The organism is Glutamicibacter sp. NPDC087673, assembly GCF_044743255.1.
In the GTDB taxonomy this organism is placed as follows: Bacteria; Actinomycetota; Actinomycetes; order Actinomycetales; family Micrococcaceae; genus Glutamicibacter.
Genome location: NZ_JBIUWB010000003.1, coordinates 499,440 through 524,391, shown reverse-complemented (window position 1 = coordinate 524,391; position 24,952 = coordinate 499,440). Strand labels below are relative to the sequence as shown.

The following is a 24,952-nucleotide window of genomic DNA, read 5'->3' as shown; positions in this document are numbered from 1 at the left end:
CTACTTCATCAACCCGCGGTAGCTACGGTGCACGGTCAGGGCCACCAGGGTGGCGACTACGGCTTTGAGGACGTCCCCGGGCAGGAATCCGAGAGACCCCAGCAAGGATGTGCCCAGATCAAGCCCGGTAACAGCAGCGGTCCACGGAACGCCAAACAGATAGATGACGACGATTCCGCCAACGAGAGCCGAGGCCAGTCCGGACATGAATCGGGCGACCTTGTTTTCGTTGCGCAGAACCCAGTATTTGAAGAGGGCTCCAATAACGAGTGAGCCGAAAATCCATCCAATGAGATATCCGCCGGTCGGCCCGAACAGGACTCCAAGCCCACCACGCCCACCAGCCAACAAGGGCAGCCCTGCCAAAGACAGGACTACGACAACCAGTGAGGCCAACGAACCTCGCCAAGGTCCCAATAAGGCGCCGGCCAGCATGACACCCAGGGTTTGCAGGGTAATGGGTACCGGGATGATCCCCAATGTAATAGGGGGAAGGAGCCCCATGGCCGCGATCATGGCGGCAAAGACTGCGACGTATACCGTATTGCGAGTTTGCGAAGTTGAGTCGGTGCGAGTTGGCATTGTGTTTCCTTGGAAGTGCGAGCGAGATGGAAGTAGCTGATGCGCTTAGCGTCGGTAAGGTGCTGAATCGTAGCCGCGGGCGTCTAACGCTTCGGCTGTCTCGTCAGCGATTTTTAGTGATCTGATAACTAATGGGACACTCACGGCCAACGGATTGTTGCCCAGACCCCGAGCATGCTGGGCTTCGCGGACTTCGAGGTATACCTTTTTCAACTCCGGAATGAACCGTATTGTCATGGACAATCCCAATGCGATTTGCGCTGGATTAGCTCCAAGGAATCGTAATGGAGAGGCAACCTGTTGGAAGAGCTCGAGCATCGCGTCAAAGCTTGTGGTGAGGCTGACGGCGTAGGCCATCAGGCACATGGTCAGCAGCCGCAGGACCGAGACCACGGCGTTGGCCCAATCGGTTTGCAGGCCGAGAAGAATGAAGACGATGCCGAGAATCATGGCCAATGAGAACAGTGGCATGCGCAGCTGCTTGAGGTAGACCCTAGCCGAAAGCAGCAGTATCGCACTGAGAATGAACAGGGGCAGCAAGACCTGCCACGAGCTAATCAAGTAAAGCCCGATGCTCAGAACCAGCAATGTCCCGAATTTCCATCCCGGCTTAACACGCGCTAGATACGAAGTATTCTTGGACGCGATCATGCGTGGCTCCATTGGCGGTAATGGGCGATTGCTTCTTCCGGTCGGCCATCGAATTCGATAGCTCCGTCGGTGACCACGAGAACGCGGTCGAAATCTTCAAGTATTTCTAAATCGTGCGTCACCACAATTGCACGTTGTGCCAGCTTGGCAATTTCGCGTTGGAAAGCAAGTCGATTGCGCAGATCCAGCATCGTAGTGGGTTCATCGAAAACAATGGTTCGTGGCCGCATGGCAAGGACGGAAGCGAGTGCGACCATTTGCTGCTCGCCGCCGGAAAGAGTGTGGCTTTCGCGATCTGCCAGATGCGAGATGTTGAGCTCTGCCAGTGTCTCATGCACGCGCAATTGGCGCTCTGCTTTGGGAATTTGCAAATTCTTCAGTCCGAACGCAATGTCTTCATAGACCAGCGGCATGATGATTTGATTTGCTGGATTCTGGAAGACAAAACCCACATCGCGGCGGATCTGCTTTGCATGATTCCGAGTGTTCAGGTCGCCAACGTGCACGGATCCTTCAGTAGGCAAAACGAGGCCATTGATGAGCCGGGAGAGCGTACTCTTCCCAGCACCGTTTGCCCCGATAATGCCGATGCGCTGTTCGTTGAGAGTCAAGCGCACATCTTTGAGGACATCGCGCTCTTCAAAGCGGACAGTGACATTCTCAAATCGAATTGGGGGTAGTTCCACGAGTGCTCCAGCGCAAGGTTCGTAGCTTGAACGGCGGGCTCCATGATCGGACAGCCATTCATGCTTGCGTTACAGATGACCGAAGAGCCATCGATTAAGAGCATACTTGATCACCGTTCAATTGTCTTGATCAGTGTTCAATAAATTCTTATGCAACGAAGAATTGTTCGTAGACCAAGCCCAGGGCCAAGAGGATCATTATGGTTCCGGAGCACATGGTTACGTTGCGTGCCGCCATGGGCCGGGAGCGAAGCAGCACCCTGGCAGCCAATGCAACGGAGAAGTACACGAGGATCGATACCGCGAAATGAGTAAGCCCAAGAGCGCCGGTTTGCAGGGAGAGCGGAAGATCCAGGGATGAATCCAGGTACTGCGGGATGAGGGCCACATACAGCAGTAGTGCCTTGGGGTTAGTGCCGCTGGTGAGCAGGCCCTTGAGGAATTGGCCGCGTAGCGATCGATGCCGGACCTTGTCCAACAGCGCGACGGTGCTATCGGTAGGTTCGGGATTGCTCCGAGGGTAATCGCCATCGAGTGCTTCAATTTCGGAGGTAGATGGAGCATTGGCATCAAAGAACCTGGCGTTCCTGCCGGAACGCAGGGTCGCAATGCCTAGCCACAGCAGATAGACCGATCCGGCTGCCGTGAGCCAGAGGAGAAGTGACGGGGAACTCGCGACCAGGGCCGCAATTCCGCACACCAGCAATGCAGTATGAACCAGGTATCCCGAGAGCAATCCCCATACGGCTGGGCGATAGCTGGTTTTGCCCAGTGCAGAGGAAATGATATACGCCCAGTCGGCGCCGGGCGTGCACGCCAACGTCACCGATACCAAGAGGAACCCGGTGAACTGCGAGAGATCCATTGCTTCTCCAAATCTAGAAACCTGTGCTCTGATAACAGTAAGGAAAAAATCGTGAAATGTGCTTGCCGATTCTTTGGGGATACCCGGCCCTTCGGCAAGAAAAAATTGCTCTGGCGTTAAATGGCGCAAATTATTTGTGCTGTAGTCTGATTTCGTGGATGAACTAGACCGTGCGATCTTGGCCGAGTTGCAGAATGACGGACGGATGAGCGCTACCGCGGTAGCTGCAAAAGTTGGGCTATCGGTGGCTCCCTGCCATCGCCGGATCAAAGATCTTGAGCGCAGGTGAGTCATCAGCGGCTACCAAGCGGTGATTGACCCGGAGAAGGTTGGACTGGGATTCGAGGCCCTGGTTTTCGTCACGTTGAAAGACAGAGCGCAGCTTAAGCATTTTGAATTAGCAGTAGAGAGGGAAGAGCTAATAGTTGATGCGCAGCGCCTTTTCGGCGAGCCAGACTTCCTATTGCGAGTCTTTGCCAAGGATCTGCCGCATTACCAGCGTGTATACGACGAGGTCCTAGTTGATCTACCGGGCGTGGAAAAATTGACGAGCACCATAGTCATGCGAAACATCAAGGAGCGTGCGGTTCTGCCCGTCTAGGACGTCTTGTCGGACGGCTTCCGGTTGCGGGTTACCGCCGGCGTCAAGGACAACGAAATAATCAGAACTACCGCGCAAATCCATAAGGCCTGAGGCAACTTCAAGGTATCGACGACGAAACCAATAAATGGCGGACCGCCAAGCATTGCTCCATATCCAAACGCACTGACGATGCTCACCGCTTTTGGACCCAGGCGTTCTCCGCGGGAAGCAGCGATGCTCATGCCCAAGGGGAAGCCGAGCGAGCTACCGAGGCCCCACAATGCTGCACCGAGGCCTACTAGGGAGGGACTTGTGCCGGTGATGAACAAGCCGACGCCGAGAAGGCCGATAATTCCCATGATCAGGAGTGTATTTTTCGTGCCGAAGCGGTCCACAAGGCGACCGCCGACAAAGCGTCCCAGCGTCATTGCTGCGACGAACAAGGTGAACATGAGCGCGCCAATTTGATGCTTGAAACCGTGCCCGTCAACCGAAGTAACGGCAATCCAATCATTGGCCGCACCCTCGCTGAAACTTAAACCGGCGACCATTATGCCAAGCAGCAGCAAGAGTCCCATTTTGTGCGTTGATTGAATTCGGTTCTGGGGGACATCCTTGTTGATTGGAACCAAATTTTCGTTTTCCCAGCAGGTAATACCTCGATGGGCAACGTAAGCGAGAAGAAGAATGATGACCGCGACAAACGAGAAGTGCCAAAGGCTCGAGATATTCAAGGAAATGGTTGCTGTTGCCACCCCGGCGCCAATTAGGGTTCCCAGGCTGAAGAACCCATGAAGGGAAGGCATGATGCTGCGGCCGACACGACGTTCAACCTGTGCGCCGCTGACGTTCATCATGATGTCCAAACAGCCAAAAGTAAGCCCGTAAAAGAACAGGGCTACGTAGGCAAGAGTGGCTTCCTCGGTTATCGAAATGGCTATGCCCAGTACGACCAAGCATGCTGCTAATCCGATGGGCAAACAGCACAACAGGCGGCGTGTTGGAACGAATTTGCTCACCGACGGAATAAGGGAGATTCCGAGCAAAGTTCCGATGGTGCTGCAAATCAAGAACGATCCGAGGTTCAAGCCAGAGAAATCGAAAACAGCGTCGATAATGGAGAGGCGGCCTGCCCAAGTCGCAAAAGATAATCCTGCAAGAAGGAATATTAGATTGATGCTGGTGCGTTCCGTGATTCTCTGTCGCGCGAGGTGGGCGACCAGTTGGGTCATCGGGCACTGTCCCTTTCGATTTCTACAATTCCTAGAGTTTATCTCAAATTAGGGGGATAAGTTACTGTTCAGTCGGGATTCTGAGTGATTATGCGCCGCTGCACGGCTCACGATCATGACATTCACAGATTCGACGGCCGGACCAGGAAAAGAAACGGTGGTGAAGAACGAAAGTTCTCGCTAGTCAGCAGATTTCTTTGCGGAAAATACGGGTATGGTGGCATTGCCCACCGGGAAGTACGCTCGAGATGAAAACTCGTAAATTTCTTGCGTGCAGAGGTGGGATCGTGAAGTTGAGTTCCGAACAATGCGGAGTGATCATCGTGGGTGCTGGATTGGCCGGGCTGGTTGCAGCGTCCGAGGCACTTGATGCAGGACTGAGAGTCCGAATCCTGGATCAGGGAAACAGGGGTAATCTCGGCGGCCAGGCTTACTGGTCTTTTGGGGGACTGTTTCTCGTTGATACTCCTGAACAGCGCCGCTTGGGAGTTCGTGATTCTTTTGACCTTGCCTGGTCGGATTGGCAGCATAGTGCACAATTTGACCGGTTGGACGATGAGGACCTGTGGGCGCAACGTTGGGCCAAAGCCTACGTGGAGTTCGCAGCTACTGAAAAACGGTCCTGGATCAAGCAAAAAGGCATAGATCTGACTCCAGTTGTGGGCTGGGCAGAGCGCGGCGATGGTCGCGCCGAAGGGCATGGGAATTCTGTACCCAGATTTCACATCGCCTGGGGAACTGGCACCGGGGTATCGATGCCATTTGTGAATAGGGTGCTCGACGGACTGCAAACGGGACATGCCGAGTTGCTCAACCGCCACAGGGTTACTGGATTGGTGACCACTGACGGTTCAGTTACCGGCGTTCGCGGTGAGGTCTTGTCGCCTGATGACGCTCCACGCGGGCAACAGTCGTCAAGAAACGTGGTTTCGGAGTTCGAGTTTTCGGCTGAAGCAGTGGTGATTGCAACCGGGGGAATAGGCGGAAATCAGGACCTGGTTCGGAAACTCTGGCCCGACAGGCTCGGCATCGCGCCGGGGCGCATGATTACCGGCGTTCCGAATTATGTTGACGGCAGCGGCATTGAACTCTCGCAGGAGGTGGGGGCGCGTCTTGTTAACCGCGATCGAATGTGGCATTACACAGAGGGAATCCAGAATTGGAACCCAATTTGGCCCGCTCATGGAATTAGAATTTTGCCCGGTCCAAGCCCGATGTGGTTCGATGCCGAAGGGAACCGCCTTCGTCCTCCTTGCCTTCCGGGGCACGACACTTTGGGCACGTTGAAATACCTGCGCACCGATCCCACTGCGCGAAAGTACGACTATTCATGGTTCGTGCTGAATCAGCGAATTATCGAGAAGGAGTTTGCGCTGTCAGGGTCGGAGCAAAATCCAGATCTGACTAATCGGGATAAAGCCGGAGTTATCAAGGACCGGTTCTTTGGCAAGGGTGCTCCGGGGCCGGTCACGGATTTCTTGAACAAAGGTGCGGATTTCGTTTCAGCGACTACCGTCGAGGAGCTCGTGACGAAGATGAATGCAATCGCGCCGGAAGCACATATTGATCCGATGCGGCTTCACCAGCAATTAATGGTTCGTGATTCGCAAACTGAAAATCCATTTAGCAAAGATCGCCAAATTCAATCTATCCGCAATGCCCGAAAGTACATCGGAGACCGTTTGACCCGAGCAGTTGCTCCGCACAGGATACTCGATCCTGCGGCGGGGCCATTGATAGCTCTGAAGCTGCACATTCTGACGCGAAAGTCATTAGGCGGACTGCAGACAGACCTATCTGGGCGAGTCCTCAAATACGACGGAACAGTTCTTGACGGGCTTTATGCGGCCGGTGAAGCTTCTGGATTCGGGGGCGGCGGGATGCATGGGTACAACGCGCTGGAAGGAACTTTCTTGGGCGGGTGCATATTTAGTGGCCGGCAAATAGGACGAGGGCTGGCTGACAGGCTCGGCCGGAAAGGGCCTCAAGCTAGAAATGAGGCCTAACACTGGTCAAATTCCTAGATCTGGATAGATGCGAAAACCGCCGTTCACTTGTATTACCAAGTGAACGGCGGTTTATTTCGTACCCCCGGCCGGATTCGAACCGGCGACCTAGAGATTAGAAGGCTCTTGCTCTATCCAGCTGAGCTACGGAGGCATAACCGAAAATAGTTTAGCTCATTGATCACCAAAAATACGACTTGAGGCCGATAGGCTGGAGAAGCGAATGTAGATCATCATCTGATTAGGAGTAGGTAAGTTGCCGAAATTGAGAATCGGTAGCGTGTTGAGCATCGTGTGCTTCTGTGTGCTAAGCGTGGTTTTAGCTTGGGCCGTAGCGTTGCCGCTTTGGATGGGAGAAGGCATAAATGATGCCAAGCTTCCAGGAATCGCCATGGCAATGATGTTTACCCCGACCATCGCTGCTCTAGTGATTGCCATTGTCGAACGCCGGCTAACGAGCTTCACCTCCGAGGTTGGGCTCTGGCCAATCAAGCGTCCGGGGAAGTTTGCCATCGCACTGGTGCTGTCCTATGTGATTCCGCTCGGGCTCATACTTCAAGCGCCCTTCATCGGAACATGGCTAGGGGTCTTCCCTGGTGATCTGCAGAATTTCACCGTACTGCGCGTTGTCTCCGGCCAGGAAGGCCCGACAATCTACCTTCTCGGACAGGCGGGGTTGATAGTTGTCGCTGGCCTCATGAATTCCTTGTTTGCTTTAGGAGAGGAGATTGGTTGGCGGGGATGGCTTTGGATTCGCCTGCAGCCTTATGGGCAACTTGTATCAATTCTTGTATCCGGCGTCGTCTGGGGAATCTGGCATGCACCATTGGTGCTTCTGGGCTACAACTATCCGATGGCTGCGGGCGCGTGGGGAGTCATGGCTATGTGCGGCATGTGTACCGTATTTGGCGCCTTCCTTGGCTGGTTGCGTACCTACAGTGATTCCGTATGGCCAGCGGCTTTGGCGCATGGAGCCTTCAACGCCAGCGTGGGATTGGTTTCACTGTTTATGGTGATGGGAGTTCCTTTGGACGCAACAAAAGCATCAATCATGGGTTGGTCCGGCTGGATCTTGCCAGGAATCGTCATAGCCGCCATGCTATTGAAAGGCGCATTCAAACCTCAATGGGCTAAAGATTTATCCACAGGCCGTTGACTTTGCGTCCGACCGGATCTTGCGGTGCGCCATCATCGGATTCAATGGCAGAAAAGGCTTCTGCCATTTGTATCCAATAGGAGGCAGTCCAATGAGCGATCTTGTGACAATCCGCGGAATTGTCGGAACGGAACCTCAACTCAGCATTACGCCCAAGGGCGTTTCTATCTTGAAATTCCGAGTAGCGACGCATGAGCGAAAACGCGATCTTGAAACAGGGCAGTGGGTCGACGGGCCGACCAATTGGTATGCGGTTTCGGCGTTCCGTACCCTGGGAGAGAATTCCATGGAATCCCTGGGGCAAGGCGACCATGTAATGATTTTCGGAAAGTTGCAGATCCGAGAATTCGAACGAGCAGATGGCTCGCGAGGGAATAGCGCAGATATCGAGGCTTATTCAATTGGTCACGATCTGCGTTTTGGAACGAGTTCCTTCAACCGTGTACGGACAGATACCGGCGAAATGGAGCGTGTGCAGCACCCGTCACGTTCGTCCGACACTGAAGCGAGCTGGCAAAGCGAGGATGGGGAAGCGGCCTGAAGACGCGTGTTCTGGTGGTGTTTGAGGGTTTCGTGTGAATCCGGGCACCACCAACCCAAAATAGTGGTGTGTGGATTCGGAAATGACCCCCGCAACAGACTAGCCTTAAGAACATGGCGGAATTCATTTACACGATGACCAAGGCTCGCAAGGCCGTTGGCGACAAAGTCATCCTTGACAATGTCAGCATGTCGTTCTTCCCCGGTGCCAAAATTGGCGTCGTGGGACCCAACGGTGCTGGTAAGTCAACGATCCTAAAGATCATGGCGGGGATCGATACTCCCTCCAACGGTGAAGCGCGTCTTTCACCGGGCTACTCGGTAGGCATCCTGCTGCAGGAACCCCCACTGAATGAAGAAAAGACCGTCCTGGGCAACGTCCAGGAAGGTGTTGGCGAGATCTATGAAAAGATCACTCGCTTCAACGAAATCTCGGAAGAGATGGCACAGGACGGTGCCGACTTCGACACGCTCCTGGAAGAAATGGGCAAGCTGCAGGAAGCGATTGACGCTGCCGACGCTTGGGACATTGACAATCAGCTCGAACAGGCAATGGACGCGCTGCGCTGCCCACCAGGCGACGAGAAAGTTACCCACCTCTCCGGTGGTGAACGTCGACGTGTAGCACTGTGCAAGCTTCTCCTGCAGAAGCCGGACTTGCTGCTGCTCGATGAGCCTACTAACCACTTGGACGCAGAGTCCGTACTGTGGCTGGAACAGCACCTGGCATCTTACCCGGGCGCCGTGCTGGCCGTAACCCACGACCGCTACTTCCTGGACCATGTCGCCGAATGGATCTGTGAAGTTGACCGCGGTCGCCTGCACCCATACGAGGGCAACTACTCCACTTACCTGGAGAAGAAGCGCGAGCGCATGGAAGTTCAGGGCAAGAAAGACCAGAAGCTTGCTAAGCGTCTGGCAGAAGAACTCGAGTGGGTTCGTTCGAACGCCAAGGGCCGTCAGACTAAGTCGAAGGCTCGTCTGGCGCGCTACGAGGAAATGGCTGCGGAAGCCGAGCGCACCCGCAAGCTGGACTTCGAAGAAATCCAGATTCCGCCAGGCCCGCGCCTGGGCCAGCTGGTAATCGAAGCCGAAAACTTGAAGAAGGGATTCGGCGATCGTGTATTGATCGATGGTCTGTCCTTCTCGCTACCGCGCAACGGCATCGTGGGTGTCATTGGTCCCAACGGCGTCGGCAAGTCGACCCTGTTCAAGACCATCGTTGGCATGGAAGAGCTTGACAGTGGCACCCTGAAGGTCGGCGACACGGTCAAGATTTCCTATGTCGACCAGAATCGCGAAAATATCGACCCAGAGAAGTCGTTGTGGGAGGTCGTTTCTGACGGCCTCGATTACATCAACGTCGGTCAAGTTGAGATGCCATCGCGTGCCTACGTTTCGGCGTTCGGGTTCAAGGGCCCAGACCAGCAGAAGAAGGCAGGTGTTCTCTCCGGTGGTGAGCGCAACCGTCTGAACCTGGCACTGACCCTCAAGCAGGGTGGCAACCTGTTGCTGCTCGATGAGCCTACTAACGACTTGGACGTTGAAACCCTGTCGTCGTTGGAAAACGCGCTGCTTGAGTTCCCGGGTTGCGCTGTAGTGGTCTCCCACGACCGTTGGTTCCTGGACCGAGTCGCGACCCACATCTTGTCGTACGAGGGCACTGAGGAGAACCCATCGAACTGGTACTGGTTCGAAGGCAACTTCGACTCTTACGAGAGCAACAAGGTTGAACGATTGGGTGCCGACGCGGCTAAGCCGCACCGTGTTACCCACCGTCGCCTGACCCGCGACTAATCCACGGGCATGAAAATAGCCGCCACATTTGTGGCGGCTATTTTTATGCCGCAGGAGGCATCGTTCAATTAGCTCGTCGTCGAATCGGCACGCAATCCGGACAATTTCAGATACTCGCGATCCTGGTAAAGCAGGTGTTGCTGTTGCGCATGCCCGAAGAGTACCGCATGGACTTCAGCAGCAATCAGGCGGGAGCCTCCAACGCTGATGGAGGAGTGGATACTGGCGCGGAAAGCAACGGGAGCCTCGATGAAATGTGGCTCGCCGGTGGGCAAGACCCGGAAATGTTGATCGCTGGTAAATCGTGGGGCACCCGGGCGCGCGAAATTATTTGCCAGCTCGTGCTGGTCTTCGCCGAGCATATGGATCACGAAACTCGGTGCTGCTAGCACAGCGCCGGCAGCGCCGGATTCTTTGGCCAGCGAGAACGAAACGGCAACGGGATCAATGGAAAGTGAAGCGAGGGAAGAGATAGTTAAACCGTAGAATGCCCCGTCGACCGCTGCAGTAATCACTGCTACTCCAGCAGGATGGTGACGGAAGGCTGTACGGAATCCATCTGATAATTCGCTCACTGAGCCGCTCCTTTGCCTGGAGTTGGAATAAAACTCCAGTAACTGATGCAAAAGCCCGAGCTTTTGCCAACAACTTTGAATACTTCCACCCTAAGACCTCAAGTAAACTTGAGGTCAAGGAAAGGGGTGGTGATGCTTCACACAGCGGAATCTGGGGATTGCGAAAAAGATTTTCCCGGGCGTGAGCTGCTAAGCATCGGGCAGGTTAGCGAACGCACTGGTGTGGCCAGATCTGCACTGCATTATTACGAAGATATTGGGCTGATCGTTTCCATGCGGACAGCGGGGAATCAGCGACGCTATCCTCGCCACTTGCTGCGTCGTATCTCGTTGATCAGTGTCGGCCGTAAGTTGGGCATCCCACTCAGCGACATCAAGCGTGCTTTGGCACCAGTGCCGATGGGAAAAATCCCCGAGGAAAGAGACTGGCTTCGCGCGACAGAGGAATGGAAGAAAGTACTCGAAGCGAGGCGGCGTGCCATCGAGGAATTAGAAGATCGGCTTATGGGATGCATTGGATGCGGCTGCCTGTCGATGCAGGCCTGCAGCCTCCTGAATCCGGAAGACCAATTGGCGCGTGAAGGTGTGGGCGCGCGGCGATTGGAAGCACCCGCAGATGCCGGGGAGCAGTCCATGTAGCCGGAGGGGCAGAACATTACCTGTTTTGAAATTCCGATATCCTCTGGCGCCTTCGATTGGCGCCGCCTGGAACTCCCGTACTGAACTCGGCACTTACTAGAATGTAATCATGAAAATTGCTCAAATATATCGCTTTCCTGTTAAAGGGCTACCAGGCGAAGCAGTCAGTTCGGTCGCAGCCAAAAAGGGAAGCGGGCTAGAGGGCGATCGCTGTGTCGCCTTCGGAAACGGCACAATTGAGCACCAAGACGGGCAGTGGCAGAGCTGCCTAAGCTTCACTATTCTCAAGAACAACAAGAGCCTGCAAAAGTGGCAAGTTGAATCCAGTTTTCCACTTATCACCATGACCGCGCCAGCATCTACAGGTGCGGCACCATTGACCTTTGATGCCAGTAGCCAGCATGGCAGGGATGCCGCCAGCGCCTATCTGTCGAATCACTTGCCGGCGCAGGGGCCAAAACCGCGAAGATTGGTGTCTGCACCGCAAGGAATGTTCGATTCGCGACTGTCGGGCATTTCGATTATTAACCCCAATACGGTTGCGGAGCTGTCGCGAGTATCCGGGGTGCACTTGGATCCCCGGCGGTATCGAGGCAACCTTGTGGTGGAAGGCCTGCCCGCATACTCGGAATATGGGCTTATTGGCAAAGTGCTGCGCATAGGCGAAACCCGTATTGCCATTACCAAATCAATCGCCCGTTGCTCAGCAACCTCGGTAAATCCGGATACTACCGAAGTCGATACCAACGGACCCCGTTTGCTGGCAACGCACTTTGGCCACGTTCACTGTGGCATTTATGGAACCGTTCTGGAATCCGGGGTCTTGGAGACTGGCGCCTCAATTGAAATAGAAAACGAAGCAACAGAAGCCGAAGAACTGGTTCCAGTGAAGATCTCTCCACGGTTCATGACCATACTTCGAAACGAGGACTTGGGCTCAGGAGTAGTCGAACTGCTGCTTCACGATCCTTACGGATGGATTAAGTCTGAGTATGAACCGGGCATGCATCTAAGGGTTCACTTGCCAGATCCGCTGTGGAGAAATTACACCATCACCTCGGTGAGCGACCGGGGCATTAGTATCGCCGTTCGCATCCAAGGTGAAGCTTCAGCGAAAATAGCACAGCTGCAGGAGGACGAGCAACTTCTTGTCTCAGGGCCGTACGGTGTGCTGACCTCGGCTAATGTACTAGGCTCCAGCACTGCCATCGTCAGCGCTGGAATTGGCATCACTCCTGCTTTGGGGCTGCTCGGGGATGCTGCAGCGGTGAATGGCAGCCAAGATCTGAGGTTCATCCATGTCGAACGTGGCGGAGCCAGTGCCTTGTACTGCCGGCTGGAACAGATGGCTGCCGGGCTGAAGGCGCCAATCAGCTTGGATCGCATCGACACCTCCGAGGGGCGGCCAGCGGCTGCTGCGATCGCAGCACGACTACGCGGTTGCAGCAGGGTGGTGGTGTGCGGGCCTGAAGAGTTCACCAAGATGGTATTCGAGGCGTGCGAGCAAGCGGGAATTTCTGCTTCGCAGATTTACAGCGAAACCTTCGCATCACCGGCGACCGATCTGGAACGCCTTTTTGAGAACTATCCGCCCGCAGAAGTCTCTTGTCGTGGGAGCGAAAAGAATTTCACCTGGAGTGCGGAGAATGGAGTGTTGCTTGATGCGCTGGAAGAGCAAGGGCTTGAACCGGCTAGTCTTTGCCGCTCGGGTTCTTGCGGCGAATGCGCCGTTAGCCTGCTCAGGGGCAGGATTTCCTACCCGTTGGAGCCGAGCGCCCGCGTAGCACCGGGCCAGATCCTCGCCTGTATGGCCGTACCAGCAGGCGATATTGAACTGGACGCATGAACCACGCGGGCGGTGCGCTATCGATTGAGGGCTAGTGCCCCTCTGCGAACTCAGGCAGGCGGATCATGCCTTCCTGGGCGACGGTCGCGACGAGCTCGCCTGCCTTGTTGTAGAACTTTCCCGCACCAAGTCCGCGGGCCGACGAGGCCGATGGCGAATGAAGTACGTAGAGCAGCCATTCATCGACTCGGAAATCCCGGTGCCACCACATTGCGTGATCGAGGCTGGCGATGCTCAAGCCGCGATGTACCCATGGCACTCCATGGGCTCGCAGGGCAGGCTCAAGTAGCATGTAGTCGCTCGCGTAAGCCAAGGCAGCTCGGTGCAGGGCGGGCTCATTGGGCATTGCCGAGGTGGTGCGCAGCCAAACCGCACTATCGGCAAGCTTGGCCGAATTTCCTGGAAGGTAGATCGGTTCCGAAACATGCCGGACGTCGAAAGGCCGTTCGAAAGCCCATTCCTTTGCCACTGGATGGTCCAGGTGCCCCACGAGATCTGCGGTAGTCGGAAGCGACTCGGGATCCGGGATTCCGGCAGGCATTGGATCATGGTGTTCGAGGCCGTTTGCCGGTTCCTGGAATGAGGTGATCATTGACAGGATCGGTTCGCCATTTTGGTAGGCGTGCACTCGACGTGCGGAAAATGAGCGGCCATCGCGCAGGCGCTGTACGCCGAAAGTGATGTTCTGGTTCGGGTCTCCCGGACGCAGGAAGTAACCGTGCAGGGAATGGATCGCACGGGTCGCTTCAACTGTACGCGTGGCGGCCATGATCGATTGGGCCAGAACCTGCCCGCCAAAGACGCGAGGTCGAGTCTGCTCAGGGGTATGGCCGATGAAGATATCCTCATCCGTGCGCGCCTGGTCTTCTCCATCCAGATTCAACAGATCCAGCAGGATCTGGGTGGTGCCTAGGTCTTCGGTCACTGTGCGGGCTCCTTGGAATGCGATAGCGGAACAAAACCAAATTTAATGCTACTCGAAAGTAATATTTTCAGTTGAGATTCGGGCTCATAGGAAAACTATACGTTTCACGGAGCAGCATCACGCCATGAGCAAAGTCGCCACGCGTAGTTGCCGCTCCGTGAGACGATAAATATATGGCTAGTGATGCGGTGATTTTCGACGACAGTAATTCAGTAAGCGACTTAGCGAACTTTATTAGCCGGGCGAAAACAATTGAAGATGATGCGGCCCAATTCGTCGCTCGAAATACGGCCTTGGCTGTCTATGTACCTGTTTTGGTCCCTTCCGACCTCGGTCAAGGCGGCTATACCATCCTCGGAATGCGAGTTCATCGCTTGGCGCAGCCTGCAGATCTCAAGGCCAGCTATTCCTTGGCATCGATCCAGGATCGCCTTGCTCGCATGGGGGAGTCAACCGTCGACTTCGCGCTCCCACCGGTTGAAGAGAACCCTAAATGGGCTGGGATCTCCGTGCCGGTCTCAGGCTGGGAAGATGCAGGAGCCGTAGCGAACGACATGCTAACTTCCTCAGCTCAAAACGGCATCGACGCCGTCGCCCAAGCATTGCCGGAAAACCCGGGATTGCCTGTGCTTGTGCAGATACGGCAGCGAATTTGGGCTGCGGATGTGCAAGGAGAAGATTTGAAGATTCCTATGGGCTCCGCATTTGCCATGCATGCCTTGGGTTTCCTGGCGCCTGGCGGGCAAAGCCGAGTATTCCGCAATGGCAGTTGGACTCGACTGAGTAACGAGCGAGGGCATGTCCTTGTCCGCAAAGCCTCTTTGCTCGGCTAAGCAGTAATAAGGATATGGACTAGAACTCGCCCGTGGCGGTTCTAGTCCATAAATTCTTAGAGCAGATTCCGGTGTTCATCCGGAGTGTTCAGCAACGAGTGAGCCGCACGCTCAAAGTAGTCCCGAAGGGTTTCGGCCTGCAGCATTGGCAGCTCTAGCTGGTCGATAGCCTTGTTCATATGGCCCAGCCAGACATCACGGTAGTGGCCGTTCACCGGGTAATTTGCATGACGCATGCGGAGCCGAGGGTGGCCACGATGCTCGGAGAACGTTGTCGGACCACCCCAGTATTGTTCCAGGAACAGCTGGAGGCGAACTTGGGCAGCCCGAAGCTCCTTCTCTGGATACATCCGACGGAAATCCTCGTCTTCGGCAACGGAACTGTAGAAATTCTTGGTCAGCTGAGCGAAAATCTCGCGACCGCCAACCTCTGCGTAGAAGGTACCGGGATAGTTGGCAACGTCGATCGGCGTTTCGGCGGCATCCAAGAATTCTTGGCTGGATCGGCCTAGAACCAGGGGATTGCTGAAGGGATCCTTTTTCGGGTCATGTGCAAGTGGCAGGTTTTCAGTCATTCGTAAAAATCCTCAGGAGGAGCTAGGGGATACCGGCTCGTGGAGAACCGGGAAGTTGACGGACCGGGCGATGAAGCAAACCTTGTTCGCCTGGGAGTGGAGCGAATCGGCAAGTTCTCGTTGGGATTCATCGGCAAGGTAAACGACGGGCCGCAAGATGGCTTGGGTGAATTCACCGCTGTTATCCCGATTGAGACGCAGTGTTCCAGAAGCATCGTCCGTATAACCCGTGATATTCACGCCGTGGGTAACTGCTACATGCAGATACGAGAGCATGTGGCATTGGCTCAGGGCAGCAAGCAGGAGTTGTTCTGGATTCCAGCGATCGCGATCCCCATGGAATGTTGGATCCGCGGTGCCCGGCAAATCTGGCAAGCCCGATGCGCGCAATACATGGTCCCGGCCGTAGCTGCGGTAGCTTTCCGTTCCGGTTCCACGATTGCCTGTCCATTCGAGCCCTACCCGATATTCATGTTGCGAGAGGTCCATAGGTCTATTCTCCCACTTTTAACCGAAAGGTGGCGGCGGCTTCCGCATTGAGCAGAAGCCGCCGCCACCATCCGAGCGACCCTAGATTTCTAGTGCCTCGGCGTCCGCCCGACGCGCAGCGAGAGCCCGGACCACGTCGGCACGCGATTCCACCAGCAGACGGCGCATCGCCGCGTGCTTGGATCCCAGGGATTCCAGGAATGCATCCGTCTGGTCCAAAGTTTCCTGCGAGACGTTGGAGCTGGGGTAGAAGCCGATCACAATCTGCTTGGCCATCTCATGCGAGTAGGATTCCCACGCGTTGACGAGCAGCCCGAAGTAGTCCTCGGCGTATCCGGAGATCAACGCGTTCTGGTGCACGTTGTTGAAACCGGAAATGACGGCGCTTTGCTGATCGTTGGACAAGGTAGCAGCGGTTGCCGCCCCGAATGCCTCTGCCTTTGCTTCTGCAGTTGGGCGGGAAGCTCGCGCGGTGTACCACGACGCCTTGCCCTTGGCCGTGTCGTCGCTGGCCAGAACTGCGTCGAGTTCAGCATCGCTCAGGTAGCCGCCGGCACTCAGCGCGATTGCGAAGGACCAGCGCAAATCGGTGTCAACGGCCAGGCCTGGCAAGCTTGCCGAGCCGTCGAACAAGTTCCTGACGCGATCCAACTGGGCGGCGGCGCGCGAGCGGTGCGCGAAGGCCTTGACGAACTGCAGCTGCGCGTCGGAGCCTGCTTCAGCATTGGAAGCCAGCTGCCACAGCTGGTCGGCAGCCTGCACCGAAAGTTCTTCGCTGCGTTCTGCAGCAACAAAAAGATCCAGCGAGGTGTTCAGCTGGCGCAACAGCACCATGATCACCGTGGAATCCACCTCGTGGCCAATATTGTTCAGCAGCAACTGGACGTAGGTGCTTGCAGGGGCTTCGGCATCACGTACAGAGTCCCACGCGGCTGACCAAACAAGAGTGCGCGGCAGCGACTCCTGGAAGTCCTTCAGATGCTCGGTGGCAGTCGCCAAGGAAACTTCATCCAGGCGGATCTTCGCGTAGGTCAGGTCATCGTCATTGAGCAGAACCAAATCCGGGCGCTTCATGCCGGCCAGCGCGGGAACGAAGGTGAGCTCGCCATCGATATCAAGTTCTTCGCGGTGCACGCGCTGCAGCGTTCCGGCCTCATCGAGCGAGTAGAAGCCAACAGCAAGTCGGTGCTGGCGCAAAGTCGGGAACTGGGCAACGGCGGACTGGCGAATGGCAAAGGACGTAATAGCACCGTCATTGCCGGTTTCAATTTCGGCTTTGAGGGTGTTCACACCAGCGGTTTCCAGCCAGGATGCGCCCCAGCCGCTGAGATCGCGGCCGCTGGCGGCTTCCAGTTCCTTGAGCAGGTCTGGCAGCTCGGTGTTCTTCCAGGCATGCTTGGCGAAGTACTCGCGTACGCCAGCCATGAATTCTTCCTGGCCTACGAAAGCTACCAGCTGGCGCAGAACGCTGGCCCCCTTGGCATAGGTGATTCCATCGAAGTTGACCTCTACGTCTTCAAGGTCATTGATCTCCGCGACAATGGGGTGGGTGGAAGGCAACTGGTCCTGGCGGTAGGCCCAGTTCTTCTCCAACGTATTGAAGGTGGTCCAAGCGCTGGTGAACTCGGTGTTCTGCGCGGCCGCCAGAGTGGACATGAATTCTGCGAAGGACTCATTGAGCCACAGATCGTTCCACCACTTCATGGTGACCAGGTCACCGAACCACATGTGTGCCAGCTCATGCAGGATGGTGATCGCGCGGCGCTCAATCATGGCACCGGTTGGACGGGAACGGAAGATGTATTCCTCGAGGAAGGTCACCGCTCCAGCGTTTTCCATGGCGCCTGCGTTGAATTCGGGAACGAACAACTGATCGTACTTCTCGAATGGGTATGGGGTGCCGAAGTTCTTCTCGTAGAATTCGAAACCCTGACGGGTCACGGTGACGATGTTCTCGACGTCCAGGTACTGCATCATGGATGCGCGGGCGAAGACACCCAGCTCGATGGTGCGGCCGCTGGAGGAAACCAGCGAATCGCGGGCGACCTGGTAGGGGCCTGCGATCAGGGCAGTGATGTAGCACGAGATCCGCTGGGTTGGGGCAAAGGCCCAAGTTGCTGAATTCCCGTTTTCCTCTGGCGCAGGAGTCGGGGCGTTGGAAACAACGTTCCAGTATTTTGGCGCGGTGACCGAGAACTGGAAGGTGGCCTTCAAATCAGGCTGCTCGAAGACGGCGAACATGCGCCGGCAGTCCGCGACCTCGAACTGGGTGTACAAGTAGACTTCCTGGTCCACTGGGTCTACGAATCGATGCAGGCCTTCGCCGGTGTTCATGTACAGCGCGTCCGCGTCGATCACGAGTAGGTTTTCTGCGGCGAGGTTCGGCAACTGGATACGGATGCCATCTGAATGCTGCGCTGGGTCCAGCTCGACGCCATTGAGATTGATGGAGCGTACCGAGTCGGTGACTGCGTCAATGAATGTCGAAGCGCCGGCGGTGGCGGAGAACCGCACCGTAGTCTTGGAAGTGAAGACGCGCTCACCGCGAGTAAGATCCAGGCTTACCTCATAGCTGTCAACGTTGAGCAGATTTGCGCGTTCGCTGGCCTCGGCGCGAGTGAGGTTCATTCCTGGCATGGGTTCTCCAATTCTTGGCGATGGCTATCCACCGGTGGAAGTTGTGAAATGAATATTGAATATCTGTCTATTGTGTCACCTTTGACCGGGCATTGCGCAAGTCATCGGGCCGAACAATTTACTCAATTTTCCAATAGCGTCCCGAAATTGCACGCTTTGGGACGCCTCGGAGACTTATTCGGTTCATACTCCGTGATGCGCAGCTGAGAAGTAGCCGGAGCGCGTGCCGCGGTCGCTATCCTAGATAGGAAAGTAAAAGAACCCTCCCTAGTAAATGAGGCAATCGACTATGCGCGTGCATATCGCTACTGACCATGCAGGACTTGAGCTCAGCGACTACCTGGTAAAGCACCTGACCGCCAAGGGCTACGAAATGGTCAACCACGGCCCGAAGTCCTATGACCCGGAGGATGATTACCCGGCATTCTGCATCAACGCGGCACAAGCTGTTGTTGATGACCAGCGCGCGGGCGTGGACGCACTGGGTATCGTCTTGGGCGGCTCCGGCAACGGCGAACAAATTGCTGCCAACAAGGTCGAAGGGATTCGCGCCGCACTGGCGTGGAACATGGATACCGCGAAATTGGCCCGTGAGCACAACAACGCCAACGTCATAGCCGTTGGCGGGCGCCAGCACTCAGTAGAAGAAGCTGCGGAACTTATCGAGGCCTTCCTAGCTGAACCATTTAGCGAAGCGGAGCGCCACGTACGCCGCATCGGCAAGATCGCCACGTATGAAACGACCGGCGAGGTCATCGACTAGTCGTGCCTGAAGGTCATTCCCTTCACCGACTTGCCCGCCAGTTCGACGATGTCTTTGGCGGGCAAACGGTCCTGGTTACTTCTCCGCAGGGCCGTTTCAGCTCCGATGCCGCGCGCATCGACGGCCATCAGCTGGAACAGGCCTTTGCCAAGGGCAAGCAGCTCTTCTGCCGCTTTTCCAACGATCTCTATCTGCGAGTGCATCTGGGGCTCTATGGCGCGTTCAATTTCGGGGGAGACAGCTACTTTACGGGTGCTTCCTCGATTGGCGCCCCTCGGAAGATTGGTGAAATCGAAGCCAGTGTCAGTACGGATGCTGAGAAGTACACCGGCCCGCCCGCACCGGTAGGAGCAGTTAGAGCGCGGATCGTTTCCGAACACGGCTGGGCTGATTTGCGCGGGCCAACTGCATGCGAGGTTCTGGAGTACGAACAGGTCCAGATTCATCTGGATAAGCTCGGCCCGGATCCATTGATTGGGTCCGCAGTGCGTTTCAGGGCAGCCAAAGGCCAGGCTGATTTAGCGGACGCAGATATTCGGCTTGAAGCGGGCTTCAAGGAATTCCGGGCGAACCTGATGAAGACCAAGACAGCCATTGGCATCGTGCTCATGAACCAGGCGCTCATTTCTGGTGTCGGCAATATCTACCGAGCGGAAGCCCTATTCCGGAATCGAATCGCTCCGGAATTGCCGGCGAATGAACTCAGTGCTCAAAAGGCCAAATCACTTTGGTGGGACATCGTATCGGTAATGGAAGACGGCGTTCGCGATGGCAAGATCATCACTACCTTGCCCGAAGACCGCCACCCACAGGGCGTGGTTTGGCCCGATAACGCGTACTACGTTTATCAGCGGCAGGGAATGGGGTGCCGGAAATGTTCGGCGCAGATTTCCCTGGCCGAAATCGCGGCTCGCAAGCTGTACTGGTGCCCTCGTTGCCAGAAGCTTCCGCGCAAACATGTGAAGGCATAAGCTGCAGATTCGTCGATGGGACGAGCGGAGTTCTTTTCGTTCAGGCTCGTCGGCGTGTTTTGCTAACCATCACCGTACGGCAGTGATAAGGGAGAGGTGCCAAGTGAGACATGGAATCCCCGATTTGCAAAGCAAGAGTTTTATGGTCTAGACTGAATCTTGTTCGAAGCGCAGAAGCTTCGAAATGGGGATGTAGCTTAGTGGTAAAGCCTTAGTCTTCCAAACTAATGATGCGGGTTCGATTCCCGTCATCCCCTCCAAATGAAAAGGTCTCGCCGTGCGGGGCCTTTTCGCGTATCTGGACGAAGGCCGCTCTTTTCCTGGCCTCCTCTGCGTAGTGCAGCCATTTCGGGTCACTGCAGAAATGAGGCTCCGATAATGTTTGCGGCTTCCATTTTTTTCTGCTCCTGGACGTCAAATCGCATTCTTATGCATCGGCGGGGAGCGTTTTTCCCAGGCCCCTTCACTTCGTCAGCGGCGGAGAAGAGTCGTCGCCGAACGTCGCTAATTGATTCGATGAGCCTCGCGTTCCGGGGTGCAGCTTCGGGAATTGGCGATTTCCCGCTTTCAAATATGCCAAACTCGCACCCTCCTCACGCCTGCCTGGGAGCTGTTGGCATGGCGTCAGGTTTGCAAGCGTGACGCTTGGTTTCGACCGGGGTTTAGTCCAGCAGCCACGGATTATGTGCCGGGTCGCCGAGCAAAGCAACAGTCGATGCTTGAACACCTGGAAAAAATAATCGGCCGCATCTGGGTCCCAGTCAATGCTTCAAAGGAGAATGGGTGGTTCTTGTCTTCCAGTCGGCCGGCGGCACTGGTGTTGCGGTCGTTCGAAAATCCACCTGTAATTCAACTCACGAAAAAGCGAGTTTTGGCTAAATTCTGGCTTGTGAAACGAGGAAAACCGCTAAATCATGCGGATGTCTTTCTGCAACATGCAAAATCCTCGATTTTGCTTTTGGTCCGAACCCGTGTAACTTAGTTTCTTGTGATCAGCACGGGAAACAAAACATTCCCGGACCGATTGCAAAACGGTTAGTCCAGATGAAACAAGCTTTCTTCTGAACTTTACCGGGGTGTAGCTCAGCTTGGCTAGAGCGCGCGCTTTGGGAGCGTGAGGTCGCAGGTTCGAATCCTGTCACCCCGACTTTATGGCTGAAGCAATTCAGCCGTAGAATTGAGAACTGAGAGATCAGTCCTCGTGAGTGGCGGAAATTGAAAAATTCTCGGTATTCAAGCAAAACGGTTAGTTGGAGCAAAGCATCGCTTGATGCGGCTTCCTGGCTAATCGGGGTGTAGCTCAGCTTGGCTAGAGCGCGCGCTTTGGGAGCGTGAGGTCGCAGGTTCGAATCCTGTCACCCCGACTTTACGAGTGAAAAATCTTCGGATTCAGCTCGTGAAATTTGAGAGCTAAATATAATTTAGATCTTGTGATCACTAAGAACCGTAAAAAGTAACTAGTAAGCATCACAAACGATTAGTGGATACAGGATAACTCGGGTTAGACTGTTCACTGCTAATCGGGGTGTAGCTCAGCTTGGCTAGAGCGCGCGCTTTGGGAGCGTGAGGTCGCAGGTTCGAATCCTGTCACCCCGACTCTGTCGAACAACCCCGCAACGCCACCATGTTGCGGGGTTTTTTGCAGATTAGACCTAATATTAGACAACTCAGGAGTACAACGCTGTGAAGAGCGCCGTCGAAAACGTCAACCCGACCCGGGTTAAGCTGACCGTTGAAGTTCCTTACGAGGAACTGAAGCCCCGCGTCGATGAGGCGTACAAGACCATCGCTCAGCAGATTCAGATCCCAGGCTTCCGCAAGGGCAAAGTTCCTGCAAAGATGATCGACCAGCGCGTCGGTCGCGGCCATGTCATCGAGACTGCCGTCAACGAAGGTCTGAACGAGTACTACCAGAAGGCAATGGTTGAGAACGAACTCACCCCGCTGTCCCGCCCAGAGGTAGACATCACCGAATTGCCATCCCTCGAAAAGGAAGGCGAAGGCCAGCTGGTCTTCACCCTCGAGGTAGACGTACGTCCGAAGGTTGAACTTCCGGACTACAAGGGCATCGAAGTTTCTGTTGAGGCCAAGGAAGTTGCTGACGAGGACATCGAGAAGGCTCTCGACGATCTGCGCGGCCGCTTCGGCACCCTGAAGGAAGTTGAAGCTCCAGCAGCTGCAGACTCCTTCGTGACCATCGACCTGACCGCTGCTGTAGAAGGCGAAGAAGTCGACTCCGCACAGGGCCTGTCCTACCAGATCGGTTCCGGCAACATGCTTGAGGGCATGGACGAGGCTGTTACCGGCCTGTCTGCCGGCGAAGACGCAACCTTCGAGACCACCCTGGCTGGCGGCGAGCACGCCGGCAAGACCGCAACCGTCAAGGTTGTCGTCAACGCTGTGAAGCAGCGCGAACTGCCAGAAGCTAACGATGACTTCGCTCAGCTGGCTTCGGAATTCGACACCATCGCCGAGCTGCGCGAGAACCTGTCGAAGGACGCTGCAGAGGGCAAGGTTGTCGAGCAGGGCGTAGAGGCTCGCGAGCTGGTTCTGGACAAGCTGGTTGAACTGGTTGAGGTTCCTGTTCCTGCATCGGTTATCGATGAGCAGATCGAGCAGCACTTCAACGCACCAGACGCTGAAGCAGACCACGACACCGAAGAGCACCGCGCAGAGGTTCGCGAGAACACCGAGCGTGCTTTCAAGAACGAGATCATCCTCGACGCTGTTGCAGATGCTGAAGAAGTTGGCGTCGAGCAGTCCGAGCTGATCGACTACATCGTTCAGACCGCAGGCCAGTACGGCATGGAGCCAAACCAGTTTGCACAGATGCTGGACGGCGCAGGCCAGGTTCCAATGCTCATGGGCGAAGTTCGCCGCCGCAAGGCACTTGCAAAGGTTCTCGAGTTCGCTAAGGTTACCGATTCCAACGGTGCCGCAGTTGACCTGACCTCCTTCGTCAAGCCAGCCGGTGAAGAAGAAGCTGCTGAGGTTGAGGCCGAAGAGGCCAAGTAGTCTTCACTAAACTCTGATGGCCATCGGCCGCTTGTTCAAAACAAGCCGCCGATGGCCATTTTTGTTCGCTGCGGGCGTGCATCATGCGCCGTGAGCGAAACAGGGGCATGAAACGGCCCAAGAATGGCTTGAAGTAAGTAATCTCAAAGTAACCAGTTGTAGCTATGGGATTAGAAACAGAGATTCCAGAAACTGATCTACACGTTTGGAAGAGGTAGAGAACATGTCAAATGATTCGCGCACTCCCACTATGGCAGCCGCAGAGCCGGCCGGCCGTGATGACTACATCTACAACCGCCTGCTCAAGGAGCGCATCATCTGGCTGGGCTCCGACGTCCGCGACGACAATGCGAATGCCATTTGCTCGCAGTTGCTGCTGCTCTCGGCAGAGGATCCTGAGAAGGACATCTACCTGTACATCAACTCGCCAGGTGGATCGATCACCGCTGGCATGGCCATTTACGACACCATGAACTTCATCCCGAATGACGTCGTGACCGTAGCAACCGGTCTGGCCGCATCGATGGGCCAGTTCCTGCTGTCCTCGGGCACCCCGGGCAAGCGTTTCGCTACGCCGAACGCCCGCATCCTGATGCACCAGCCATCGGGCGGCATCGGCGGTACCGCCTCGGATATCAAGATCCAGGCTGAACTGATCATGCACATGAAGAAGGTCATGAGCGAGTTGACTGCAGAACAGACCGGTCAGACCGTGGAGCAGATCCTCATCGACAACCAGCGTGATAAGTGGTTCACCGCAGAAGATGGCTTGAAGTACGGCTTCTTCGATCAGATCGCAACCCACGCAGGCTCGGTCAACGGTTTCGTAGGCGACGACAACAAATAGTCGCACCGCATCGCTTGATACCCAAAGATTTGTCCTAGGAGAAAACCATGAACTTCAATCCGGAAGCCGTTAGCGGTCAGATGCCGTCGGCCCGCTACATCCTGCCACAGTTCGAAGAGCGCACCCCATACGGCTTCAAGCGCCAGGACCCATACGCAAAGCTATTCGAAGATCGCATCATCTTCCTCGGCGCCCAGGTTGATGACGCATCGGCCGATGACGTGATGGCCCAGCTGCTGGTCCTGGAATCCATGGACCCTGAGCGCGACGTTACCCTGTACATCAATTCGCCAGGTGGTTCCTTCACCGCGATGACTGCAATCTACGACACGATGCAGTTCATCCGCCCAGAGGTCCAGACCGTGTGCCTTGGCCAGGCGGCGTCCGCAGCAGCAGTACTGCTCGCAGCTGGTACCCCGGGCAAGCGTTTGGCCCTGCCTAACGCGCGCGTATTGATCCACCAGCCAGCAATGGGTGGCGGCGAACGCGGCACCGCGACTGACCTGCAGATCCAGGCCGAGGAAGTTATGCGCATGCGCAGCTGGCTGGAAGAGACCATTGCCTCCCACTCCGGCCAGGACGTTGAGAAGGTGCGCGGCGACGTGGAGCGTGACTTGTTCATGACTGCTAGCGAAGCCAAGGTGTACGGCATCGTAGACGAGGTATTGACTCCTCGTAAGCTGAACCGTGCTCAGCTGGGAAGCTAGCGCATACTTGGAATAATCCATGATGAATGGCG

General features: G+C 55.7%; 22 protein-coding genes, 5 tRNA genes and 1 pseudogene. 17 read left to right on the top strand and 11 right to left on the bottom strand.

Annotation, left to right across the window (positions count from 1 at the left end):
• From ACIOTL_RS10025 to ACIOTL_RS10010, 4 genes are all read right to left on the bottom strand, one after another.
• Complete coding sequence (locus ACIOTL_RS10025) at positions 1-582, bottom strand: biotin transporter BioY (protein ID WP_332728176.1); 582 nt, start codon at positions 580-582, stop codon at positions 1-3.
• Between the two features lie 45 nt (positions 583-627).
• On the bottom strand, positions 628-1,233 hold the full coding sequence (locus ACIOTL_RS10020; RefSeq protein WP_400342456.1) for an energy-coupling factor transporter transmembrane component T family protein: 606 nt from the start codon (positions 1,231-1,233) through the stop codon (positions 628-630).
• Positions 1,230-1,919 (bottom strand): ABC transporter ATP-binding protein, encoded by a 690-nt coding sequence (locus ACIOTL_RS10015; protein ID WP_332486819.1) that lies wholly within the window; start codon positions 1,917-1,919, stop codon positions 1,230-1,232. The genes ACIOTL_RS10020 and ACIOTL_RS10015 overlap by 4 nt, the downstream gene beginning before the upstream one ends.
• A 148-nt stretch (positions 1,920-2,067) precedes the next feature.
• Positions 2,068-2,784, bottom strand: coding sequence for a LysE family translocator (locus ACIOTL_RS10010; RefSeq protein ID WP_400342455.1), 717 nt, complete (start codon positions 2,782-2,784; stop codon positions 2,068-2,070).
• Between the two features lie 154 nt (positions 2,785-2,938).
• On the opposite strand from ACIOTL_RS10010, the pseudogene ACIOTL_RS10005 reads away from it, so the two are divergent.
• Positions 2,939-3,385, top strand: a pseudogene (locus ACIOTL_RS10005) (Lrp/AsnC family transcriptional regulator).
• Here the strand turns inward: ACIOTL_RS10005 and ACIOTL_RS10000 are convergent.
• Entirely contained in the window at positions 3,382-4,599 is a 1,218-nt protein-coding gene (locus tag ACIOTL_RS10000) for an MFS transporter (protein WP_105659215.1), read from the bottom strand. The pseudogene ACIOTL_RS10005 and the gene ACIOTL_RS10000 overlap by 4 nt on opposite strands.
• A gap of 293 nt (positions 4,600-4,892) precedes the next feature.
• Between ACIOTL_RS10000 and ACIOTL_RS09995 the strand changes: the two genes are divergently transcribed.
• Positions 4,893-6,605 (top strand): FAD-binding dehydrogenase, encoded by a 1,713-nt coding sequence (locus tag ACIOTL_RS09995; protein WP_400342491.1) that lies wholly within the window; start codon positions 4,893-4,895, stop codon positions 6,603-6,605.
• A gap of 80 nt (positions 6,606-6,685) precedes the next feature.
• Here ACIOTL_RS09995 and ACIOTL_RS09990 read toward each other — a convergent pair.
• Positions 6,686-6,759, bottom strand: a tRNA-Arg gene (locus ACIOTL_RS09990).
• Positions 6,760-6,885: 126 nt separating this feature from the next.
• On the opposite strand from ACIOTL_RS09990, the gene ACIOTL_RS09985 reads away from it, so the two are divergent.
• From ACIOTL_RS09985 to ettA, 3 genes are all read left to right on the top strand, one after another.
• Positions 6,886-7,761, top strand: a complete 876-nt coding sequence (locus ACIOTL_RS09985) for a lysostaphin resistance A-like protein (RefSeq protein WP_400342454.1) — start codon at positions 6,886-6,888, stop codon at positions 7,759-7,761.
• A 91-nt stretch (positions 7,762-7,852) separates the two neighbouring features.
• Positions 7,853-8,302, top strand: coding sequence for a single-stranded DNA-binding protein (locus ACIOTL_RS09980; RefSeq protein ID WP_400342453.1), 450 nt, complete (start codon positions 7,853-7,855; stop codon positions 8,300-8,302).
• A gap of 113 nt (positions 8,303-8,415) precedes the next feature.
• Positions 8,416-10,098, top strand: coding sequence for an energy-dependent translational throttle protein EttA (ettA, locus tag ACIOTL_RS09975; RefSeq protein WP_400342452.1), 1,683 nt, complete (start codon positions 8,416-8,418; stop codon positions 10,096-10,098).
• A 68-nt stretch (positions 10,099-10,166) separates the two neighbouring features.
• On the opposite strand, the gene ACIOTL_RS09970 is transcribed toward ettA, so the two are convergent.
• Positions 10,167-10,673, bottom strand: a complete 507-nt coding sequence (locus ACIOTL_RS09970) for a flavin reductase family protein (protein ID WP_166650788.1) — start codon at positions 10,671-10,673, stop codon at positions 10,167-10,169.
• A 132-nt stretch (positions 10,674-10,805) separates the two neighbouring features.
• Here ACIOTL_RS09970 and soxR point away from each other — a divergent pair, with 132 nt between their 5' ends.
• Positions 10,806-11,312: a redox-sensitive transcriptional activator SoxR gene (gene soxR, locus ACIOTL_RS09965; RefSeq protein ID WP_400342489.1), complete on the top strand. Its 507-nt coding sequence runs from the start codon at positions 10,806-10,808 to the stop codon at positions 11,310-11,312.
• Between the two features lie 109 nt (positions 11,313-11,421).
• Positions 11,422-13,158 carry an MOSC domain-containing protein gene (locus tag ACIOTL_RS09960; protein ID WP_332486833.1) on the top strand — a complete coding sequence of 579 codons (1,737 nt, stop codon included), beginning with the start codon at positions 11,422-11,424 and terminating at the stop codon, positions 13,156-13,158.
• 31 nt (positions 13,159-13,189) lie between these two features.
• Here ACIOTL_RS09960 and ACIOTL_RS09955 read toward each other — a convergent pair whose 3' ends face one another.
• Positions 13,190-14,083, bottom strand: coding sequence for an acyl-CoA thioesterase (locus ACIOTL_RS09955; protein ID WP_400342451.1), 894 nt, complete (start codon positions 14,081-14,083; stop codon positions 13,190-13,192).
• Positions 14,084-14,256: 173 nt separating this feature from the next.
• On the opposite strand from ACIOTL_RS09955, the gene ACIOTL_RS09950 reads away from it, so the two are divergent.
• A complete protein-coding gene (locus ACIOTL_RS09950) occupies positions 14,257-14,916 on the top strand; it encodes a hypothetical protein (protein WP_332486837.1) in 660 nt (219 codons plus the stop codon).
• A gap of 56 nt (positions 14,917-14,972) precedes the next feature.
• On the opposite strand, the gene ACIOTL_RS09945 is transcribed toward ACIOTL_RS09950, so the two are convergent.
• The 3 genes from ACIOTL_RS09945 to pepN form a co-directional block, all read right to left on the bottom strand.
• Entirely contained in the window at positions 14,973-15,491 is a 519-nt protein-coding gene (locus ACIOTL_RS09945) for a globin (RefSeq protein WP_105659199.1), read from the bottom strand.
• A gap of 12 nt (positions 15,492-15,503) precedes the next feature.
• Entirely contained in the window at positions 15,504-15,980 is a 477-nt protein-coding gene (locus ACIOTL_RS09940; protein ID WP_332486839.1) for an OsmC family protein, read from the bottom strand.
• A gap of 81 nt (positions 15,981-16,061) precedes the next feature.
• Complete coding sequence (gene pepN / locus ACIOTL_RS09935; protein ID WP_400342450.1) at positions 16,062-18,617, bottom strand: aminopeptidase N; 2,556 nt, start codon at positions 18,615-18,617, stop codon at positions 16,062-16,064.
• A 289-nt stretch (positions 18,618-18,906) separates the two neighbouring features.
• Here pepN and ACIOTL_RS09930 point away from each other — a divergent pair, with 289 nt between their 5' ends.
• The 9 genes from ACIOTL_RS09930 (at position 18,907) to ACIOTL_RS09890 (ending at position 24,920) form a co-directional block, all read left to right on the top strand.
• Positions 18,907-19,380: a ribose-5-phosphate isomerase gene (locus ACIOTL_RS09930; protein WP_105659202.1), complete on the top strand. Its 474-nt coding sequence runs from the start codon at positions 18,907-18,909 to the stop codon at positions 19,378-19,380.
• Between the two features lie 2 nt (positions 19,381-19,382).
• Entirely contained in the window at positions 19,383-20,351 is a 969-nt protein-coding gene (locus ACIOTL_RS09925; protein ID WP_400342449.1) for an Fpg/Nei family DNA glycosylase, read from the top strand.
• A 186-nt stretch (positions 20,352-20,537) separates the two neighbouring features.
• Positions 20,538-20,611, top strand: a tRNA-Gly gene (locus ACIOTL_RS09920).
• Positions 20,612-21,423: 812 nt separating this feature from the next.
• Positions 21,424-21,498 (top strand) — tRNA-Pro (locus ACIOTL_RS09915).
• A gap of 142 nt (positions 21,499-21,640) precedes the next feature.
• Positions 21,641-21,715: transfer RNA gene (locus ACIOTL_RS09910), tRNA-Pro, on the top strand.
• A 157-nt stretch (positions 21,716-21,872) separates the two neighbouring features.
• A tRNA-Pro gene (locus ACIOTL_RS09905) sits at positions 21,873-21,947 on the top strand.
• Between the two features lie 87 nt (positions 21,948-22,034).
• Entirely contained in the window at positions 22,035-23,366 is a 1,332-nt protein-coding gene (gene tig, locus ACIOTL_RS09900; RefSeq protein ID WP_105658461.1) for a trigger factor, read from the top strand.
• Positions 23,367-23,589: 223 nt separating this feature from the next.
• Complete coding sequence (locus ACIOTL_RS09895) at positions 23,590-24,213, top strand: ATP-dependent Clp protease proteolytic subunit (protein ID WP_286134321.1); 624 nt, start codon at positions 23,590-23,592, stop codon at positions 24,211-24,213.
• A 47-nt stretch (positions 24,214-24,260) separates the two neighbouring features.
• Entirely contained in the window at positions 24,261-24,920 is a 660-nt protein-coding gene (locus ACIOTL_RS09890; protein WP_400342448.1) for an ATP-dependent Clp protease proteolytic subunit, read from the top strand.
• The last annotated feature ends 32 nt before the right edge of the window (positions 24,921-24,952 follow it).